We start from the raw sequence: 20,372 nt of genomic DNA, 5'->3' as shown, positions 1-20,372 counted from the left end.
CTATGTTGGATATCCTGTTTCTGCAAAGAGTGAGCCATGTTGAGTAATTGGATTGTATCTTACTGATACATAGAGATATTAATTGTTTCGGCTGCGTGCTGGGGAAGCGTTTTTCCCAGAATGCATGTCATCATGACCAACATCAGAAAAGTGGTGGTAGTGTTGCAACAATTGTGGAATGACAACATCCGACGAATATTGAGTCACAATAGAGTGACGGGCTTTTTGTCTCATGGTTTCACGCTGGGAATCTGACATTAAAAACCAGTGTTTTATCCAATCCACCATCAAGATGCTGGAATCTTCCTGCACGAGCCAACCATTTGTATCATGTTCTATTAGTTTGGGCATGGCTCCGACACTGGTAGCGATGACAGGAATACCTCTGGACATCGCTTCGAGTGCTGCCATTGGAAGGCCTTCGTGTCTTGAAGGCATTATCAACAAAGATATCTCGCTCCAAACCTGATCCATATTATTTTGGTGCCCATGGAAATCGACGTTGTTTGGTGCGTTATATATTAAGTTGGATTTCTCAGGGCCATCACCATAGATATGGAACTGAACCATCGAAAAGTGAGAGGCAATATCTATAAACCGGTCTGGTCCTTTTTCATAACTTAGTCTTCCGACAAACGCGATGTGTTCACCATGAGTTTCTGAAATATTCTCTGTATCAATGAAATTATCTAGGACAGTTGAGGATACGGGTAGTCTCTGTGCAATTTCCTCACTAACACAAAGTCGCCTGTTGGCAAGCACTGCACTATAACGATCAATAAAGTCATATAGGCGAACTTTTCCCACCGGGATTTCACCAGCGTGAAAACTTGCAATAACAGGTGTTTTAATCAGAGGCCCCAACAGTCTGCAATAAATTCCCGCTTTATAACCGTGCGTGTGTAAAATTGCAGGTCGCAAGGTTTTAATCTGTTTTAACAGTGCGAACAGACCACCTTCGATAACAATAAATGGTACATCGATGTTCTCCAACTTGGTATGGAGAGGGTGGGGCTTTTCATAATAGGAAAGAAAGACAACGCGCACGCCTATATTGAAGGATCGTAAACCCTTCGCGAGTTGGTAGACATGGCTTTCAATGCCGCCCATTTCACTGCTGTCTAACAACAGCCATACATCTTCTTTGAACGAATCTTTCATAATAAGCCCCATGTTTCATAATAGGTGCTCATGTGATAACTGCAAATTCAGCACTCTGGGGGTTAAAACCAGATGGCAGTGCTGTGAGTAGGGCTTACGCTTCCAAATCAACAGCGACATCAGTGACGGAGGTTGGATATATCAAACTTGTTCACCAGACTCCCATGACTGCTTTTTCCTGTATAGCGTAGATGGGCTGACCTCAAGCAAAACAGCCGCTTTAAGCACATTTCCATCGCAAAACGCTATCGCTTCTTCCATCTTCTCTCTTTCAATTTCAGCCATTGGACGAATAGTTTTTGGAATGTTGTCTGCTGAGTCCTCTTCGCTGTTGGGCTTGGTGACAAGTTGGCTGATTTCGGCATCCCCCAAGGCAGTATCCAGAGGTGGTGGCAGGTGCTGCCGCTTAACACTGTCGTCATTGTGGAGGACAACAATATTCCTGATGACATTCTGCAACTGGCGGACATTACCCGGCCAGCCGTAGTGGCGAAGAATCACCTCAACAGATGGGTCAAATTCAGAGAAAGATTTGCCTTCCTCACTTGAATACTTTGTCAGGAACTTGTGAGCGATATCAATGATGTCATTTCCCCGTTCACGCAACGGGGGAAGGTTAATCGGTACAACGTGCAGCCTGTAATAGAGATCTTCCCTGAATCTTCCCGCCTGGACTTCTTCTAAGGGATCCCTGTTTGTCGCGCAAACGAAACGGATATCCACTTTGTCTTCACTGCTTGCGCCCACGCGTTGGAATCGACCGGTTTGAATAAAGCGGAGCAACTTCTTTTGCAGCTCAAGATCCATTTCGCATATTTCATCAAGAAAAAGGGTCCCCTTATCTGCGAGCAACGCAGCGCCTTTTCGTTCGCTGACAGCGCCGGTAAAGGCGCCCTTTACGTGGCCAAATATTTCACTTTCCATCAAATCTTTTGGAATGGCTCCACAATTAATGGCGATAAAGGGCATGTCCTTGCGGGGACTTTGTCGGTGGATTGCTTCTGCACATACTTCTTTGCCCGTGCCGCTTTCACCAGAAATAAACACCGTTGCTGTACTTGGTGCTGCGGCATCGATAATTCGGTAGACAGCTTGCATGGGAAGGCTGGACCCAATAAATCCTTGGTAGGTAACACGTTCAAAAGTTGTTTGATAATCATCAACCAGGTTTTTAAGACGTGTCCGGTCAAGATGATTCTTTAGTGAAGCTTGCAACCTGCTGGCACTGACGGGCTTTTCAAGGAAATCATCTGCACCGTTTTGCATCAAACCTACAGCGACATCAACTGAACCATGAGAGGTAGTGATTATGACAGAGCTTGGAATAGATTCGCTGCGAAGCCATTGTAGTATTTCTTCGCCATGCATATCGGGAAGCTTAAGATCTAGCAATATGACATGTGGGGTATTTGCCTTAATGGACGATATTGCGTCACGTCCATTCTCAACGTGTTCAAGAGTAACGGGAAAATCTTTGAGGTACTGTTTATAAAGAGCGGCAAGTGGAGCGGAATCTTCGACTAACAATACGCGTTGCCCGTTTTGCATGGAAATACCTCTTTCTCATTGGACATCTGTAACCTGCGGTCGCACTTTTTCCCCACAAAGAGAAAATACAACTTTAATGAAACCTGTCTCGTATAGAGTATAAGATACTGTTTGCATTGATCCGTGCGAATTTGCGAAAACGAGAGGTCAGGCAGGGTGAAAACCTTGTGCGCATCTTGAGGAAATTGCATTAAAAGATTTTTCCGCAGTTTGGAGCAGGGCCTCTAACTTACCCAAGGCATCTACTTCATTACCGTTTATGCAGGAATGTTCAATTTCTCTGGCAATTTGGCATAGCGCCAGATTCCCATGTGCTGCTGCACTGCTTCCCAGCGTATGGGTTTCGAATTCAAGTTTCTGGATGTCCTTCAGATCAACGGCATCAACGATTTTCGACAATAGGACTTTTGAATCCTCTATATACAGTTCAACCAACTCCAATACGATTTGCTCTGATGTGTCCTCGACAAGTTGAGTAATCGTTGCTTCATCAACGTATGAGGTTGCAATTACGTTTGTCTGTTGAATTGAATCAGAGGTATCAACTGGTGTTAGAGAATTCTCTGATACCGATGAGGTTTTCTGGCTCGTCCATTTTCCTATCGCGGTGACCAAAGCGGAGCGGTTTACGGGCTTTGACAAATAGTCATCCATACCGGCAGCAAGGAAGCGCTCTTTATCGCCAGACAAGGCGTGGGCCGTCAGTGCAATGATAGTCGATTGGCTATAAGGCGCGGGGAGTTCACGTATTTTTTGGGTTGCAGTTATGCCATCCATTCCAGGCATCGATATGTCCATGAAAATGATGTCGTAACGCCGGTTTCCCGCATACTCTATTGCTTCAAAACCGTTTTGGGCAATATCCATGGTGAAACCTGCGCTCTCCAACAGGCGTTTCATAACCATACGGTTTGCTGAATGATCATCCACAAGTAAGATGGCTGTGTCTTCAGATTTTATAGTTGTGACTTCGGAACTTGAATTGTATTCTTCATCCAAAATCATATTGCCTTCTACAACGGGGAATTCAATGGTAAAGACACTGCCTTCACCTAAGATACTTGATACGTGAATGCTTCCATTCATCATCCCAATTAGGCGTTTGCTAATTGCAAGACCAAGGCCTGTGCCTTCATGTTTTCTGGCAAAAGACTGGTCAGCCATAGTGAATTCATTAAAAAGAGTTTTTTGGATTTCTTCTGACATTCCAATGCCAGTATCCTTGACGTTGGCAACTATTGTGAAATCATCATGATTGCTTTTAATGCAGTCCACATTTATTTCAATACTGCCGGTTGACGTAAATTTAATTGCATTGTTTATGAGATTTAGAAAAACCTGGCTAAGGCGATCTTTATCACCCCTAACATATACTGGAACATTGGCGTCTACTGTTTTAAATAGGGATAAGTTCTTTTTTTCTGCCGTTGGTCGCAGTATTTCTATTACGTTGGTTAACATGGAGTGAAAATTATAATCCTCATCTATCAACATGAGTGTTTCTGATTCCATTTTTGAAAAATCGAGAATATCGTTGATAATTGATAGTAATAACTCTCCTGACTCTATCCCCGTATCAAGTAATTCACGTTGTTCTTTTTCCAATTTTGTATCTGAAAGAATATTTAATATCCCTAAAATGCCGTTCATTGGTGTTCTTATTTCATGGCTCATTGAAGCAAGAAAACGTCCTTTTGATTCACTTGCTTTTTCAGCATCCAGCCGGGCTTGGAAAAGCTCATTTTCATACTGTTTTTGTTTCGTGATATCAATGAAGTGAGCTACAAAATGCGTGATGGTTCCTTGGCCGTTTTTTACTGCCGTCATATGGAAGTGGGAAGGGAATTCACTCCCGTCTATGCGTTTTATATAAATTTGACCGGTCCATTTACCTTCAGCTTTTACATCCTGCCATACTTGACCGTAAAAACTCCGATCATGTTGCTCAGAAGCGAGTATCTTCAGTCCTTGCCCGACTACATCCGTACTATTGTGTCCGGTAATTTGGGAGAAGGCGGTGTTTGTTCGAATGATCCGACTTTCAGAGTCGGCAATAATAATGCCTTCGGTGGTTTCAAATGCATGAGCGGCCAACTGCAGCTCTGTTTCTGCGGCCTTCCGACTTGATATATCTTTTATATAGGAAATGAAAATATATCCACTTTCCGTCTCAACAGGAGAAATGGCTAACTCTATGGGAAACTCCTCACCATTTTTCCGGACAGCGGGAACTTCGATTCGTTGTCTTAAAACTGGTCCAACGCCTGTTTCGAGGAAATTACCTATTCCGATCTTATGTGCGTTCCTCAGTCTCTCGGGAATAATAAAATCGGCCATTTGCTTGCCCAATATTTCATCTTTGGTCCAGCCAAAAGTTTTCTCCGCTATTTCATTAAAGTCCTGGACCAATCCATATTGATTGATGGTTATAATAGCATCGAGTGATGCACTTAATATTGCCTGCTGCTTGTTTTGAATATCTCGACTGTTTTTTGCGTTGTTTTCAGTTTTTTCGATTAATTCTTTGAAGTTCTGGTGATTTTCTTCCAGTGTCGAGGACATGGAATTAAATGCTCTGGCAACTTCTGCTATTTCATCATTCCCACAGACTTCGATTTGAGGCCCTGGGCCATTTTTTGTTATCAGATCAGACGCAATCTTCAGTTGGTTTAAATGTCTGGTCAAATAGTTCCCTAATATCAGGGAGAAGATTGCAACCAGTGCTACTTCTATTGTGGCAATACTTGTTATCCATTTTCGGGCACTGGTTAACATAGTGCCGATAGGTTCAGTGGGTAGCCCCAGTCTGACTACAGCGTAGGTGACTCCCCCTTCCTGTACAGGTACTACCACATCATAAATACCGTCCGTTACGTTTTCCAAACGCTTGTCAGGCTCCCTTGGTACCCTCAGTATTTCGGCTGGACCTGCCTCAGCCAGTATCGTGTCATATCCCTCTATTTGTACATATGAAATACCCTTATGGGTTAGCATCTCTTCCGTGAAGCTTTTGAGTGTAGCCAAGTCTGTAGCCAAAATTGCATCTTTGGTTGCCCGTGCAAAAAGCTCAGAAGTAATGACAGCCCTCTCTACCAGTTGAGCTTCATTTGACGTAGATAAGAAGCGGATAGCACTCAAAATAAGTACAAGAAGCAGTACTATCTCAATGATTGCTATTCCAAGGAGCGTCTTTGTTCTGAACTTCATTCTTTATCCTTGCTGAGCAAGAGATTAATATCCAATTCCCTTACGTCGTCCCAATCTGAATTTGATGCGTTTTCAAATCCCTTGATACCAATGCTTTCAAGAAGGTCAGTTCCCTCTGGATATGAGTCAAGTAAAGCAATGGCTTTTTGTATATTGGTAGACACTTCGGGGGTTACTCTGGGGTGGACTGCAATAGCATGGGGCGTATAGCCCTTTGTTGTCCAAAGGACTCTGAGCTGTTCGCGTATTTCAGGTGAGGTTTTCCCAAGTGTTCTTTTTACACCACCGCCAGCTGGCATAAGGCCTTTTGCTACCGAGATATATACTGAGTCATGTGATGAGACATACCTTGGTTTAAAATCAACCCCTTCTTGTGTCAGATGATCCCGGGTAAGAATACTGGCGGCAAACGCAGCAGGAGATGGAAAAGCGAGAGTGTGCCCATTCAAGTCAGATTCGTCGTTAATAGGGCCGTCTTTTTTTACGACAATGATTCCCTTTAATAATTTGTTTTTTGCTTTGTTAATAGCAGCGTATCCGGGTTCAGAACTAAAAACCACGTAATGGTATGGGTTCATATAGGCGATGTCATACTCGCCGCCAGCTAAACGTTTTTCAAATGTCGGGATATTAGGCGCGGTTGCAAACCGGATGTTGTAGCCGGTTAATGCAGACAGTTGGCTGAGGAGCGGGCTCCAGTTCCGTGCAAGTTTACTTGCTGATTGCTGAGGAACGATCCCGAAAACCAGGTCCTGTGCAAAAGAGTTTATCGGAAAAAGAAATATCACGAGTAAGAGTATATGTTTCATCAGATTCCCTTTTATGCACTAACAATCATATGGTTAGTTTGGCATATATGCGTAATTTTTCTTCTTAAATTGCTGATTTTTCCCGTTCGATCAACAACAACAGTGTGTCGTCTTTTGGCGGAATACCAGCGACATGGTCGAATTGCCTCATGACTTCATTCAATGCTTGCTCGATCGGTAGGTGCAGGGTGGAGACCAGTGCAGTCTTTATACACTCCTCCAGTTCGCACCTTTCCTGTTCTGAATCTGCTGACTCAAACAAACCATCAGTGAAAAAAGCCAGTCGTTGTCCTGGCCTGATCTCCTGACTATAGCTTTGGTACTTTGTTGAAGGTATTAAACCAGCAAGTATTCCCCCAACCGGAACTGGCGAAGTGGTTTTTTCAAAGATATATAAAGGGGAGGGATGCCCCGCACTGGCAACGGAAAATTGTCCGTTAGGATGCAAAGAAATAGCGCAACAGGTTAACGTTACCTGAGACAGTACATTGTCTGTCCAGATTGAATCCGATAATCGTTGGAGTATATGGGATGTGAGATTTGGGTGAGGCTCTGCGGTTTGCAGAAGACCGCGAAGGTAGCCCCCATAAGCGTAAGAGAAAAACTTGGCCCCTTCATCGTGTCCCATGATATCAGCGAGCGTTAGCAGGTTCTGTTCCCCAATTTTTCGGTAGAACAACAGGTCTCCGCCCCCAATTCCGGTGTTTCGGGTAGATAACGCCAGGTTCCACCCGTCCACGGCGGGCGGGACTTGGGGTTGAAGGGCATTACAAATCTGCTCGTTCAACCTGTTTGTCATTTGTATATAGACCTGCCTTGATCTCCCAAGGACACGCTTTACCGTCAGCATTAACGTGTCTTTGCATACCGGCTTACATAAATAGTCGTCAACGCCCATTCCGGAGGCAGTTTCTTGTGCGAATGTGCTTTTGTTCAGGGAAATAAATACAAAGGGAATGAGGTTAGTACTGGGGTCTTGGGCAATTTGTTCCCGCAGTGTTAACCCGTCCATACCGGGCATTCGAATGTCCGATATAACCAAGTCTACATGGTGTCTTTTTAACAGATCCAGTGCTTCATAACCATCTGAAGCGAGGATCACTGTATAACTGTTTTGCAGATAGGCTTTGTAGAGTCTGCGTTGGGTTGGGTCATCCTCGACAATGAGGATGTTTCCTGACTTTGGTAATAGGGGGTTGCTCCAAGACAAAGTCAGTATATTTGGTTGATTCTTGTCTCCTGGAGAATAGCTAACTGAATCGCACTGTTGTTTGAGCAAAGCAATACCACGACCACTTTCTTTCTCTTGAAAAAACGAGATATCAGATTCGTCGAATTGAGTTGGATCCCACTTCCCGCCGTCATCAATAATTTCGATCCAATACTCTGAGGCATTTTTTCCAAACCGAAAACAAAGCCAGGAGGGTAACGGTTGACTATGTTCCACCAAATTATTCGCAGCCTCTGCAAAGCACAACAACATTTTACGGCGTGTCAGTTCACTGCTCACGCAGGGAGTGATTGTTTTAGCGAGCAAATTTCTCAGTGTGCGAACCGATTTCAATGAGGCAGGCAGTCTGTGTTCAAACAGTACGTTGTTATCCATAGCTACAAATCCACCGATAAAAGTTTATTTCGGAAAATCAGATCCTTGAGTTTCGAAACCAGCTTTGGTGTTTTAGATTTGAACCTGTCCAACTCCCTCAGAAGCTCTGCTTTCAAAGTCGGAGAGTGCTTATCATTGATGACGGTGCCAAGCAGGTGTGCTCCACCGTCATTAAGTTTTTTAATCGCCGCGAGTACTGCTGATTCTGTGGTTGTACCTGACATCACAACAAGTAACGTTCCGTCACTGGCACAGGCCACACGCTCAGGTGGAATATTGTTGGCGTTTACCCGGCTTACGGGCGAAGTATCAAAAATGACGAGGTCATAATCCTGGTGCCAGAGCTTAATGTATTGTTCCAATACTTCTGGCCTGCGAAGTTGCATCACGTTTGCCCGTTTTGAGGGGGCGGAAATACCGGTCAGCGTAATATTTTCCCCCGGTACACCAACAAGCTGGGGGCTTTCTAAAAGGGTCAGCTCTTTGTTGGGGCGGTGTATTTCCAGCCCAAGGTTTTCCAAGCTGGGGTGATACAGGTTCAGATCAACGATAAGCGTAGAATGCCCGGCCAGAAGGTTTCTTTGAGAAAGCGCCAGTGCGAGGGAAGTTACACCTTCTCCGGCATTGGCGGAGGTGACAGTCAGAGTACGGTACTGGTGACGCATTATCTGACTGTAAACCTGTTCAATTTCCATATTAAGAGGAGGAATAGACATTACAGTAACCCCAGTAATGCGGCTGTTCCTGCCACTTGGAAAAGATCACGCATCGCGGTACGAAGTACCTCCATGGTGCTTTCGCTTCGGTTGGGTATATATATTGTGTCTCCTGCTCGCAGAACCGGGAGTGACTGAAAGTTACCTGTCTTGCTGAACTCGGATAAATCAAAAGTACGGGCTTCATTTCTGCAGCAGGACAAATTGACGACTGTTATTTTTTGGATGTGTGCATTTCCGCTGGGTCCGCCAGCTTCTGCCAGGAGATCCAGAATTGTCATGTGGTCATCAAAACCATACCTGCCAGGCCGGTTAATCGCGCCAAGAACTCTGACCGTAGATTCTTTCGGTGTATCCAGCCAGTTACGGTTTTTTTCCGGGATGTAGATGGTGTCCCCTGTTTGGACCTTTGGAAGGATACTTTCGTCACCGGTTTCAAAGTAAAGGGCGAGATTCAGCTTTGACACGCGTGCATGGTTACCATTGCGGTGGGTAATCCTGACGTTGTGAAGGTCTGCGTTGCCTGTTGGGCCATTTGCAGCAGACAGAATATCCAAAATATGCATTTCATTGTTAAAGCGGTATCTGCCGGGCGCTCCGACCTGGCCGAACACATAGATGGATTTGTCTGAACTTTGGCGAACCCACTGGGATTTGTTGTCTGACGGATCCTGAGGAAGGTCATGAACGCGTATGGTTGCCCCTGCGCGGATCACGGGCAATTCAGAATCTGATGCCCCGCGTTTGATGAAGTCGTCCATGTTAAAGGAATAGATGACGGTAGAGCCGTGTGTATCCGGTACTATCACTTCAATGTTTGAAGTATCTGCACGGGCTTTAGGACCACCGACATGTGCAAGGAGGTCCAACAGAGTCATTTCATCAGACCACTCAATTCGTCCAGGCCGTACAACTTCTCCGAGCACCCTGACTGCGCGGTTAGGAGCAACTTTCAGCCAAGACTTCTCGTTAAGGTCTGTTTTTTCCGGGACAAAGATGGCATCACCTGGTTGTATTGTGGGAGGGGCAGAATAGGCTGTTCCTTCCGTGTATCCAGACAGGTCGAAAGGAACGATGGTCCCGTCTTCCTTAATAATGCGTATCTGGCGGGATTCTGCGAATCTTGTTGGGCCACCGGCACTCGCCAGTATATCCATAAATGTGGCTTCTTTTTTTGTCTCAAAGGCTCCGGGTCTCGCGACTTCACCCATTACGTATACGGTATTGGAGCCAGACTTGATCTCTTCTTCCTGTTTGGGGACGAAGACCGTCGAACCGGGAACCATTTCCGGGAGGAAGGTATCATCTCCCGAGTCGAGGTACTGTTTGAGGTTGAAAATAACCGGCTCATTTTGGGTTATTACCCTAATCTGTTCTACGCTCGCATAGCGTGTTACGCCTCCGGCGCGCATCAGCAAATCGACAAAGTTACTGTCTTCTTTAAATGAGAAACTTCCGGGGCGGTTTACCTCACCAAACACTTTGATGGCTTTGCGATCATTGGCTGCGTCTCCGCCATCGGCGACAGATTTCGGGTCAAAGTTTTTCTCAATGTTTCCAATCATTGGCGAAGCGGGGATAAATAAGGTGTCCATTGATTGTAAGGAGGGAAGCAGCCCCATATCCCCGGTGTCCAGGAACTTTTTGTAGTCAAACTGGGTTCTCTGCCCATTACGGCGAAGTTGTATCTTGTTTAACTGAGCACCTGCCCTTAACCCTCCTGCGGCATAAATCGCCATCTGTACTGATGCGTTTTCTGGGAGCGTAAATTCACCCGGTTGGTTAACGTAACCCTGAATATTCAAAAGAAGCTGTCTTTTGCTGACATAGACCTGCAGGCTGTCCAAATCATGCATTATCTGGGACAGGCTAAGGCGGACGGTTTCATGTAATTGTGGCGAGGTTTTTCCCAAAACGTCGATCTGCCCTAATTCGGGAAGCATGATCAGACCTTGTCGGTTTACCTGGAACGAACGGTTAAGTGTATTCTCTCCCGGTAACATAATATCGATGAGATCACCGACCTGTACTCGGTAGTCATCCTCAGAATGCGCAGGGGTGATCCAGAGAAATAGTGAAATTATCATCGGAATAAAGATACGGATATTCATACTAATGTCCTCCTTCCGCTGGAGTGTTACTGCCCATAGGGGTCAGGGAAGTTTCTACCAGTTCTACGGAAACCCTTCGGTTAGTAAGCCGGACCTCCGGTTGATTTCCTTCGAACAATGGATCCTCCGATCCAACTGAAGCCAAGGTTATGCGTGCGTTCTCTAAGCCGAATATCAACAGATAACGTTTAACTTGTTCTGCCCGTTTCAAGGCAAGGTTCTTGTTGTGTTTCTCACCACCGATAGCATCTGCATGGCCGGTGATATGAAGGGCATAGCCCGGCAATTCGCGCAACAAATGGGCCGCTTCTGCCAAGTGCCCCATATACTTTGGGTTTATTTCAGGAGAGTTAAATGCAAACTGGTTGTCTGAATTGAGAAGCTGGAAAAGCTTGGCTGCGAGCTCGCCGGGGTTATGTGAATCACTGGGAAGGTTGACGATACAGGCGTTTCTGCTTTTAACGTAATCAAGCTGGCGTTCCAGCCTTGAAAGCAAGTTACGTTGGACTATAAGATCATTCGCCGCATCGAAGTTCAGGCCACTATGTAACTCCCTGGCAATCCGGTTTTGATTTTTCCTTGCTTGGACCACTGTCGCGGGAAAACACAGTTTCGCTCCCTCAAGCACCAGCACGTCCAGATGGCGGGACGACAACTCCCATTCAAACCGTAAGCCATGTTCCGGCCCTAATGGCTGGTCAGGCATAACAGGCACAGCATCAGCAGGGTAGTGCTCTGCCATTCCTCCCTGGCCTTTTTTTGGCCACATGGTACACCCGTTAAGCATCAACATTGCGATTACCAGCCATATCGTCCTTGCCACTGTCTAATCCTCCGGTTCGTGTATACGTTAATGAGATGGATTGACCGGGATGGCATTGCTTATTCGGAGCAATTGCATCAATTCAAGTGGCTGCCCCTGAACATTTTTCAGAGCCATTTCTCTATCCCTTTCCCTTAAGCGTTTGTAAAGGTAGACGATAGCGCCTATACCCGATGAATCGAGAAACCCGACCTGGGCCATATCGACCACAACGGTGTTTTGGTCTTTCATCGTAATAACATCGTCTATCAGGGGCTGTATGCCTTTACATCCCAACGCATCCATGTCTCCCTGGACAATGACAGTCACTTCGTTGTCGGTAAGCTCTAAGCATTCGAATTGCATGGTACGCTCCATATGCACTGTCTGTTTTCCTGAACAATGCATGAACTATACCAATATATGAAACTAGTGGATTTTCGGGTCAGAGGGCCTTAATGGGAGATAAATGGAGAGTGAAACAAACTCGTTATTTCATATTGAGAACAGAAATGGGAAAGTTTGGTGTTTGTACCACATGAATTTAATAGAGCCTTCCGGGGGGTTATACCCGGAAGGCCTTTACGTTAATTGGATGAAGCTTCGTCAACCAGATAGAGAATTGACTGGTAGGGGATTCCACTATGATGAGACAGGCCAATTTCACACGTACGGCTGTTACTGAAACCGCGGCGACATCCGTTAGGAACCTGCTCCTTGAGCGCAGATGTGGCTGCCTGGTTCAATTCAGGCGTCGTAAACCCTTTATCTCCCGCCCATCCACAACACTGGATGTGTTCCGGAACAATCACATCTCGTGCGCATGCCTTGGCGAGATTTATCATGTTGGCCTCCAGGCCCATTCTTCGTGAACTGCAGGTAACATGAAGCATGACTGTTTCGTCCAGGGGGGACAGTTTCAGCTCATGTAAGAGATATTCACTGACAAAACCCGACGGTTCAAAGATGGAGAGGGGCAATGAGGTATTTTCAAGTGTTCGCTTGGTGCAGGGACTCGTGTCCATTAAAACCGGAAGTATGCCTTCTTCACTCGCTTCCCAAAGCACACTCTCAAGCTCACTGCTTTTTTGCTTGGCAATATCATTCATCCCTTTGCTTTCGTAAGGCATACCACAACACTGCGATTCGAGGCTTTTGGGAATAATGACTGTATACCCGGCCTTGGCTAATAGTGACATTGTCACTTCTGTAAGGCTTCGTTTGTCGGGATTATCATTCTGCTGGCCCATTGTCCTGGATGCGCAAGATGGGAAATAAACGACTTTTTTCGGATTGTCCGGCTGACCATAAATTTCATGTTTTAGGCTGTGATGGTTTGCCACGGGTATTTCAGCAAGCCAGACAGGGCTCTTACCATTGGATAGTTTTCTTATCTTGTCAGTTAATCCTGACATCACTCCTGGGCCTAAAATGCTGGTGGATAGTTTGTTGGCCCGTAAGCCAACTTTAACCAGGCTGCTCGTACCTGCAAAGTGGTTGGCAGTCCATGCCGCAATAGGTTCATGTTTTCGGTATTTGGCTGTTCTGAGCTTTTTAACCAAATCGCCGGTATTGATGCCAACGGGGCATCGGTCTGCGCAGAGTCCGGTCGCCGCACAGGTATCAAGTCCCTGGTACTCAAAGACCTTTTCAAGTTCTGATTTGGCGACTTTTTCTCCGGCAGTTTCCCTTCGCTGAATTTCCCTATATAGCACAATGCGTTGTCTGGGACTCAATGTCAGGGTACGTGATGGACAAACAGGTTCGCAAAATCCGCATTCAATGCACCGGTCTACAAGGGCGTCAGCTGCGGGCATCGGTTTCAGGTTTGAGATATGGGCATCAGGGTTATCATTGATAATGACCCCAGGGTTCAACAGGCCTTCTGGGTCAAACAGTTTTTTAATCGCCTGCATCAGTGCGTAGCCTTCATGACCCCATTCGAGTTCAACGTAAGGGGCCATATTACGGCCAGTGCCATGTTCGGCCTTGAGCGACCCTCCGAACCTTACTGCAACCAGCTCAGCAATTTCGTCCATAAACGCGCCGTAGCGTTTTATTTCAGACTCAGAGTCAAAGCCCTGAGTGAATACAAAGTGCAGGTTTCCTTCAAGGGCATGGCCAAAAATGATGGCTTCATGGTAGCTGTACCTGTCAAAAAGTTCGTGAAGGGCTTTCACCCCTTCAGCAAGGGCTTCTACTGGGAAAGCGACATCTTCGATAATGACGGTAGTGCCCGTTTCCCTGACGGCACCAACAGCAGGGAACAACCCCTTGCGGATCCCCCACAGCGACGCAACAAGGCCTGGATCTTCCGTGAAAGGAATAAACTCACTGATAGCAAATCCCTGCAGGGTTTGTGTGACGAGTTCAATATTGGAAATCAGTTCTGATTGTTCAGTTGCTCGGGTTTCAATTAACAGAGCTGTGTGTTCAAGCGAAAGGTTTTTTATGAAGGCCGGCATTCCCGGTTTGTCTGCGACGGACTTTAACGCTCGCCCATCCATCATTTCAACAGCAGCGACCGGTTGTGAAGAAAGTGCAGTGACTGCAAGGCTGGCCGTGTTTGCATCAGGGAATACAACCAGCGTCGTCGCTTTGTAAGGGTGTTCTATAACGGTGTTATACGTGATGTCAGCAATGAAACCGAGTGTACCTTCCGAACCGATCATAAGATGTTTGATAATCTCTATCGGGTCGTGAAAGTCTACCAATGCATTCAATGCATAACCGGTAGTATTTTTAAGCCGGTATTTGTGCCGGATCCTGTCTGCAAGGGCAACGTTATTCGCAATCTCGTTATGAAGGCGTTGGATTCCTTCGACCAGATCCTGCCGTGTTTTTTTAAACGCTGTCACGTTCTGATCGTCTTTTGTATCAAGCAACGTACCATCTGCAAACAAAACCGTCATATGCTCGACAGTATGGTATGAATTCTGTGCAGTTCCGCAGCACATACCACTGGCGTTGTTGGCTGCAATCCCGCCGATTTTACAGGTGTTGATAGAAGCAGGGTCGGGGCCAATTTTACGTTGGTAGGGAGCTAGATAGCGGTTGGCATCTGCGCCAATTACCCCGGGAAGGAGACGGATTTTTTCGCCATTATTAAGCACTTCATGGTGTCGCCAGTCATCGGTCAGGGCAATTAATACTGAGTCCGATACGGCCTGCCCGGACAGGCTGGTCCCAGCTGCACGGTAGGTAAAGGGAATACCAAGATCGCGACAACTCTTAGTGGCAAAAATGACTTCGTCCAGGTCTTTCAGTCGAAGAACTATTTGAGGGATGAGACGATAGAAACTGGCATCCGTGCCATAGGCTAGCCGACGTGGTTCATCTGTGATGATCCGGCTGCTGTCGATCTTTTCTGCGAGTGTTGCTTCCAGCAACGCGTAATTCTTTTCCATAAGCGGGCAGACTTTTTATTGTTGTATCAAATGAACCAAGAGGCCTTATCTATCCTGTAAAACGACCACAACCAATTGGCTGGGGCCGTGGGCTCCATAGGCCAACGTTTGTTGGATATCTGCTGTCTTGGACGGACCTGAGATCAAAACTGCATTCGTAGGCATTCCCTTATTCCACTGATTTTTAGACATAAGTTCAGGGAAGTTACTCACAATGCCGGATTTTTTTACAATTGCAATGTGAAGAGGCGGGATAAGTGACAGTGTGCGCGGCTCTTCGGTGGAAGGCCACAAAACGAGAGCACCGGTTTCAGCCAGTCCACCTACTGTGCCGGTAATCCCGGCATCAACATTTTCAAAAAGGGAATGTTTCCACTGTCCGATTTCTTCTTCGAAAGGGATGTGATCTCGTTCGGCAATCCCTTCGTTGATGGTTTCCAGATGCTCGCCACCCGTACCTGTTGCAACGCGTTTAACCGATTTATCTTCAAGTACGCCGTTAATGACATTTGCCAACTCGTCATTGCTGCATAAGATCACTTCGGCATGGCTGGCCGTCAGGCAATCAGAAAAACGCTGGAAACGGGTATCGGCATCGTTAGATTGCCACGGGGTGTAGGCCTGGGACTCATAGGGTTTGCCAACCGTTGTGGCACTGCGAAGGCGGCCCAAGATGTTGTTTTTGGCTGAACTCATTTTTGGCCTCCTTTTTTGCGTTCCTTCATAAGGGCGTGGAGTGTTTTTGCTGCAGGTTTTGGCGCTGTACGACATTGAGTCCAGGCACCAATGTGTTTAGGCATCATCCCGCGAAGTGCCGTAGCTACAGCCGTACCGCTGTGATAAAGCGATGGGTGGGTGGCGGCAAAGGCAAAGCTTTTCATTGCCAGTGTTTCTGCCGGTTTTTTACCTACACCCTGGCCATCAATGGGCTGGTTCCCTGGTTTGGGCTCGTGTTTGGCTTCATACCGAAGGCGTAACAACATTTCTGGAATAGGGATACGAACAGGGCACACTTCACCACAGGCACCACAGAGGCTGGACGCTGTTACCAGTTCCTTGGTGTTTTCCATACCCATCAGGTGGGGTGAGATAATTTTTCCTATAGGACCAGGGTAGACCGTACCGTATGCATGGCCTCCAATCCGGGTGTACACCGGGCAATGGTTCATACAGGCACCACAGCGGATACATTGCAGTGTTTTCCGGGTTTCCTCATCGCGGTATGCCTGTGAGCGGCCGTTGTCCAGTAATACCAGGTGGACTTCTTTCGGTCCATCCAGTTCACCTTCCCTGCGCGGTGATGAAATCATATTGAAGTATGTGGAGATTGCCTGTCCGGTAGCTGAGCGGGTGAGGGCACTGTAGAGCGGTGGAATGTCTGCAAGGAACTCGACGACTTTTTCTATCCCGGTGATGGCAATATGAACGTCGGGTACAGTGGTACACATACGTCCGTTGCCTTCATTTTCTACCAGGCAGAGTGTCCCTGTTTCGGCAACAGCAAAGTTAACGCCTGAAACACCGATGTCCGCATCGCGGAATTTACGGCGTAGTTCGCGACGGCCAGTTTGAATCAGTGAATCGACATCGACAGTTGGCGTGAAATCGGACAGGTTGGCTTCAAACGTGTCGCTCACTTCCTGTTTGTTTTTGTGGATTGCCGGCATGATGATATGGGAAGGGCGGTCGCCATCAAGTTGGACAATATACTCACCCATATCGCTTTCAAGGCACTCAATTCCATGTTTTGCCATCACATGGTTCAGCTCAATTTCTTCACTGACCATGGATTTGCCTTTAACCATCACTTTTGCGTTATGACGTGCGGCAATGCCTGCAAAAATGGCGTTAGCTTCTTCTGCTGTCTCTGCCCAGTGAACCTGAATACCGTTGCGGGTACAATTCGATTCCAATTGTTCAAGCAAATCCGGGAGCTTGCTAAGGCATCGTTGGCGGATAGCTTCCGCCTTGTCGCGAATGGCTTTTTCTTCGTTTGGATCCGGGAAAGCCGCGCGGCGCTTGTCTCTGAGATAATCCATCGCGCCACGAAAATTTTGGCGAAGTTGCTTGTCGCCAAGAGCTTGCCTGGCCTGTTCGTGAAAATGCTGCGGTACAGTATGGGTCATCCTTACTTACCTCTTGTCCGTTCGAGAAGGAAACTGGCGAGGTGCCGGCCTTTCAGGGATTTGCCCTGGTAGTCCAGTGCTCCGTTGATGTTCAACATGCATCCCCAGTCGGCACTGACAAAATGCTCGGCGTTAGTTGCACAAATGTGTTGGGTTTTATCCTCTACCATCGCCTGGCTGATGTTGGGGTGGCGAACAGCAAAGGTGCCCCCAAACCCGCAACATTCACTTTCATATTCCTGGGTGCGAACTTCAACATTGTCCAGTTGGTCCAATAAGGCACCGGCTGTTTTATGCACGTTCATTTCACGTCGCGCAGCACAAGAGGTGTGCATTACCACTGAGGTTGGGTTTCCTTTGTCTTCCAGCTTTACCCTGCATACATTGACAAGAAACTCTGTCAGCTCAAAAACCCGGTCGCAGAAGCTGTTTACTTCGGTTTCTTTTTCATGACCTTTGAAAAGACGGCGGTAATGGTGGTGCATCATCCCGCCACAAGAGCCGGATAACACAATGACAGGCCATTTTTCAGGAAATAGGGCGATTTGGCTGAGTGCGACTGATGTCGCTTCTTCATCATAGCCAGAAGTGTAGGCAGGTTGACCACAACAAGTCTGCTTTTCAACGAAGACGACGTTGATGCCCATGTCCTCCAACAGGGAAATCCCATCAAGGCCCGCCTGCGGGTCAAACATATCGACCAGGCATGTTGCGTAAAAATAGACCGTGTCGGGCTTTGGTGGATAGATCCTGATTTCGTCCATCGTAACCTCTTTTTCATTGCTCACCAGGGCAGGGTGTCCCGGAAATTATTGGCGTTATACCCATATATGAATACTGGAATTGGATCCCGGCTTCAATTTTGTGCGCTTTTCTTTTTATGATGTTGAACCGTCATTCATTTTTCACATAAAACTGACGGTCAGATAATAGTTTTAGCGGTTTGTGACGATACTTGTTTCCTTTTTTTTGATATATGGAAATAATGAAAAATATTGATTCCCTAAATGGCATAATATGGCTCGTTCTGATGACCTCATTCTGTTTGCCCAGATAGTAGAAACTGGCTCCTTCAGTAAAGCAGCAGAGCTGAATTCCCTGACAAATTCGGTAGTTAGTAAGCGACTTAACCGGCTGGAAGAAGAGCTGGGTATCCAGTTGCTCTATAGAACAACACGAAGGCTGACGCTAACTGAAGCAGGAAAAGAGCTTTATCAGGGTGCGAAAAATGTGAAGCAGGCTACCCAGGACGCCGTTAACTCAGTGTCTGGCTTCGGCGATAAGATTAGCGGGCATATTAAAATGTCGGTACCTACCATTTCCGGAGAGCTGCTGCTGGCAGAAACAGTCGCTGAATTCTGCATCAACAACCCGGGACTTACCGTTGAGATGTCATTGGAAAACCGTTTTGTAGACCCGGTAGCAGAGGGATTTGATCTCGTTATCCGTACTGGCTATCTCGAAGACTCCACATTGATTGCACGTCATATTATTGATTCACAATGGCTTATTTGTGCTGCGCCGGCATATATTCGAAAATTTGGCATTCCCCAGACACCAACAGACCTAATGCACCATAACTGTTTGCAGTACGCCTACCAAATAACAGGGGCTTCCGAGTGGGAGTTCAGATCCGATAAGAACTACACCGTACATGTAACAGGCAGCTTCTCTACAGATAATGCCGCTGCATTGAGAAAAGCAGTACTTGCGGGGCACGGTTTAGCTTATGTCCCTAAGTGTCTTGTTTATCACGACTTAACAGAGGGGAAGTTACTTGACTTATTCCCCGAGCAGGTTGGGAAAAAGCTGGGCATTTATGCGGTTTACCCATTTACACGCCAGCCTCCAATGAAAATCAGGGCACTGATTGAACACATCCGGAACCGTTATCTTGAAATGCACTATTACTTCACGTGATATCACCTGACAGGCAAGTAAAAGCCCGGATAAACCGGGCTAATGCTCACTGACTGGATGGATGGGGATTAAGGTTACATGATGGCTCCGGCCATCTCTGCTCCTTTACCTATTGAATCATCAATCTCGCTCACCAGAGATTCATGAAGACCAAGAATTTTGAACTCTTCCTGAGATGTCAGCCAATTGGCTTTTTCATCATCAGCTATGTCCGCCCAATCAGTATTGATCTTAACTGAAAGGCGGAGAATATGTGCAAGCTCCATTTGGGCATCAGCGTCAACTGCCGGATCATATTGCTTGCGGATTGCGTTCACCAGCGGCTCGGCAAATTTCCATGAGTTTGCCAGGTCACTGCCGATAGAGGCAGAATCTGTGTTGATAATAATTCGCTGCGCTTCTGGCCAGGACTTTCCTGTTTCCATCAGAGCATGCATGTCTGCAACACGGTCACTGACTGCTGTATAGACTACCAGATCACCAATGCTGTGCATGACACCGGCTGTGAACGCTTCATCCGGTGTGGTTTCTGTGCTTTTAGCAATGGTTTTACATAAATTAGCCACTTCAAAAGTCTGCGCCCAAAACTGGTTAATGTTGATACCTTTTATTTGGGGAAAGGAGTCAACAAGCGAAGAGGCCAATACCAGCGTACGAATAGGCTGCAAGCCAATTCGAATAACCGCTTCATTGATAGAGCCAACCTCACGGTTACGGCCAAAATAAGCGGAATTAGCCAGTCGCAAAACGCGTGCGCTTATGACCTGCTCAAGCTGAATTTTTTCGGCAACTTTATTTAGGTTTACATCACCGCTGTTTACCATGTCCATCAGTTCCTGGACGACTTTTGGCATTTGCGGAAGTTTGTGCGTTGTATTTAGAATGTTGATTGAATCCATTTTCAACCTCTCACGTCAGTGACTTGCGTCTTAACTATAGATCATTATTGTTACCGTTGA

Annotated in this window: 15 protein-coding genes; 1 reads left to right on the top strand and 14 read right to left on the bottom strand. The window is 46.5% G+C overall.

What is annotated here, in order from left to right:
- Window positions 1-78: 78 nt before the first annotated feature.
- From NF212_RS08985 to NF212_RS08925, 13 genes are all read right to left on the bottom strand, one after another.
- Window positions 79-1,161 (bottom strand): glycosyltransferase family 4 protein, encoded by a 1,083-nt coding sequence (locus NF212_RS08985; protein WP_434354779.1) that lies wholly within the window; start codon window positions 1,159-1,161, stop codon window positions 79-81.
- A gap of 141 nt (window positions 1,162-1,302) precedes the next feature.
- Window positions 1,303-2,709, bottom strand: a complete 1,407-nt coding sequence (locus NF212_RS08980) for a sigma-54-dependent transcriptional regulator (RefSeq protein ID WP_434354777.1) — start codon at window positions 2,707-2,709, stop codon at window positions 1,303-1,305.
- Between the two features lie 147 nt (window positions 2,710-2,856).
- Window positions 2,857-5,916 carry a PAS domain S-box protein gene (locus tag NF212_RS08975; protein ID WP_434354775.1) on the bottom strand — a complete coding sequence of 1,020 codons (3,060 nt, stop codon included), beginning with the start codon at window positions 5,914-5,916 and terminating at the stop codon, window positions 2,857-2,859.
- A complete protein-coding gene (locus NF212_RS08970; RefSeq protein WP_434354773.1) occupies window positions 5,913-6,725 on the bottom strand; it encodes a phosphate/phosphite/phosphonate ABC transporter substrate-binding protein in 813 nt (270 codons plus the stop codon). Before NF212_RS08970 ends, NF212_RS08975 begins: the two co-directional genes overlap by 4 nt.
- Window positions 6,726-6,789: 64 nt before the next feature.
- Window positions 6,790-8,331 carry a SpoIIE family protein phosphatase gene (locus tag NF212_RS08965; protein ID WP_434354771.1) on the bottom strand — a complete coding sequence of 514 codons (1,542 nt, stop codon included), beginning with the start codon at window positions 8,329-8,331 and terminating at the stop codon, window positions 6,790-6,792.
- 2 nt (window positions 8,332-8,333) lie between these two features.
- Window positions 8,334-9,047 carry a protein SypD gene (locus NF212_RS08960; RefSeq protein ID WP_434354769.1) on the bottom strand — a complete coding sequence of 238 codons (714 nt, stop codon included), beginning with the start codon at window positions 9,045-9,047 and terminating at the stop codon, window positions 8,334-8,336.
- On the bottom strand, window positions 9,047-11,158 hold the full coding sequence (locus NF212_RS08955) for an SLBB domain-containing protein (RefSeq protein ID WP_434354767.1): 2,112 nt from the start codon (window positions 11,156-11,158) through the stop codon (window positions 9,047-9,049). The genes NF212_RS08960 and NF212_RS08955 overlap by 1 nt, the downstream gene beginning before the upstream one ends.
- 1 nt (window position 11,159) lies before the next feature.
- Entirely contained in the window at window positions 11,160-11,951 is a 792-nt protein-coding gene (locus NF212_RS08950; protein ID WP_434360860.1) for an OmpA family protein, read from the bottom strand.
- A 57-nt stretch (window positions 11,952-12,008) separates the two neighbouring features.
- Window positions 12,009-12,326 carry an STAS domain-containing protein gene (locus NF212_RS08945; protein ID WP_434354765.1) on the bottom strand — a complete coding sequence of 106 codons (318 nt, stop codon included), beginning with the start codon at window positions 12,324-12,326 and terminating at the stop codon, window positions 12,009-12,011.
- Between the two features lie 221 nt (window positions 12,327-12,547).
- Window positions 12,548-15,367, bottom strand: a complete 2,820-nt coding sequence (locus NF212_RS08940; protein WP_434360789.1) for an FAD-binding and (Fe-S)-binding domain-containing protein — start codon at window positions 15,365-15,367, stop codon at window positions 12,548-12,550.
- Between the two features lie 45 nt (window positions 15,368-15,412).
- The gene (locus NF212_RS08935; RefSeq protein WP_434360788.1) at window positions 15,413-16,063 is read right to left on the bottom strand and encodes a LutC/YkgG family protein; all 651 of its coding nucleotides are present in this window, start codon (window positions 16,061-16,063) and stop codon (window positions 15,413-15,415) included.
- Entirely contained in the window at window positions 16,060-17,493 is a 1,434-nt protein-coding gene (locus NF212_RS08930; protein ID WP_434360787.1) for a LutB/LldF family L-lactate oxidation iron-sulfur protein, read from the bottom strand. The genes NF212_RS08935 and NF212_RS08930 overlap by 4 nt, the downstream gene beginning before the upstream one ends.
- 2 nt (window positions 17,494-17,495) lie before the next feature.
- Entirely contained in the window at window positions 17,496-18,248 is a 753-nt protein-coding gene (locus tag NF212_RS08925) for a (Fe-S)-binding protein (protein WP_434360859.1), read from the bottom strand.
- 262 nt (window positions 18,249-18,510) lie between these two features.
- Between NF212_RS08925 and NF212_RS08920 the strand changes: the two genes are divergently transcribed.
- Window positions 18,511-19,413: a LysR family transcriptional regulator gene (locus NF212_RS08920; RefSeq protein WP_434360786.1), complete on the top strand. Its 903-nt coding sequence runs from the start codon at window positions 18,511-18,513 to the stop codon at window positions 19,411-19,413.
- A gap of 74 nt (window positions 19,414-19,487) precedes the next feature.
- Here the strand turns inward: NF212_RS08920 and NF212_RS08915 are convergent, their stop codons facing one another.
- On the bottom strand, window positions 19,488-20,312 hold the full coding sequence (locus NF212_RS08915; RefSeq protein ID WP_434360785.1) for an HDOD domain-containing protein: 825 nt from the start codon (window positions 20,310-20,312) through the stop codon (window positions 19,488-19,490).
- Window positions 20,313-20,372: the final 60 nt, after the last annotated feature.

The organism is Parasalinivibrio latis (genome assembly GCF_036825535.1).
In the GTDB taxonomy this organism is placed as follows: domain Bacteria; phylum Pseudomonadota; class Gammaproteobacteria; order Enterobacterales; family Vibrionaceae; genus Parasalinivibrio; species Parasalinivibrio latis.
The sequence above is the reverse complement of the archived record's forward strand: the minus strand, read 5'-3'. Positions and strand labels throughout refer to the sequence as shown.

Coding starts and splice junctions, on each gene's coding strand:
- NF212_RS08960 (WP_434354769.1), bottom strand. CDS start 9,047: ATGTCTATTCCTCCTCTTAATATGGAAATTGAACAGGTTTACAGTCAG.
- NF212_RS08975 (WP_434354775.1), bottom strand. CDS start 5,916: ATGAAGTTCAGAACAAAGACGCTCCTTGGAATAGCAATCATTGAGATA.
- NF212_RS08985 (WP_434354779.1), bottom strand. CDS start 1,161: ATGAAAGATTCGTTCAAAGAAGATGTATGGCTGTTGTTAGACAGCAGT.
- NF212_RS08950 (WP_434360860.1), bottom strand. CDS start 11,951: ATGTTGATGCTTAACGGGTGTACCATGTGGCCAAAAAAAGGCCAGGGA.
- NF212_RS08965 (WP_434354771.1), bottom strand. CDS start 8,331: ATGGATAACAACGTACTGTTTGAACACAGACTGCCTGCCTCATTGAAA.
- NF212_RS08955 (WP_434354767.1), bottom strand. CDS start 11,158: ATGAATATCCGTATCTTTATTCCGATGATAATTTCACTATTTCTCTGG.
- NF212_RS08970 (WP_434354773.1), bottom strand. CDS start 6,725: ATGAAACATATACTCTTACTCGTGATATTTCTTTTTCCGATAAACTCT.
- NF212_RS08940 (WP_434360789.1), bottom strand. CDS start 15,367: ATGGAAAAGAATTACGCGTTGCTGGAAGCAACACTCGCAGAAAAGATC.
- NF212_RS08935 (WP_434360788.1), bottom strand. CDS start 16,063: ATGAGTTCAGCCAAAAACAACATCTTGGGCCGCCTTCGCAGTGCCACA.
- NF212_RS08920 (WP_434360786.1), top strand. CDS start 18,511: ATGGCTCGTTCTGATGACCTCATTCTGTTTGCCCAGATAGTAGAAACT.
- NF212_RS08930 (WP_434360787.1), bottom strand. CDS start 17,493: ATGACCCATACTGTACCGCAGCATTTTCACGAACAGGCCAGGCAAGCT.
- NF212_RS08915 (WP_434360785.1), bottom strand. CDS start 20,312: ATGGATTCAATCAACATTCTAAATACAACGCACAAACTTCCGCAAATG.
- NF212_RS08980 (WP_434354777.1), bottom strand. CDS start 2,709: ATGCAAAACGGGCAACGCGTATTGTTAGTCGAAGATTCCGCTCCACTT.
- NF212_RS08945 (WP_434354765.1), bottom strand. CDS start 12,326: ATGCAATTCGAATGCTTAGAGCTTACCGACAACGAAGTGACTGTCATT.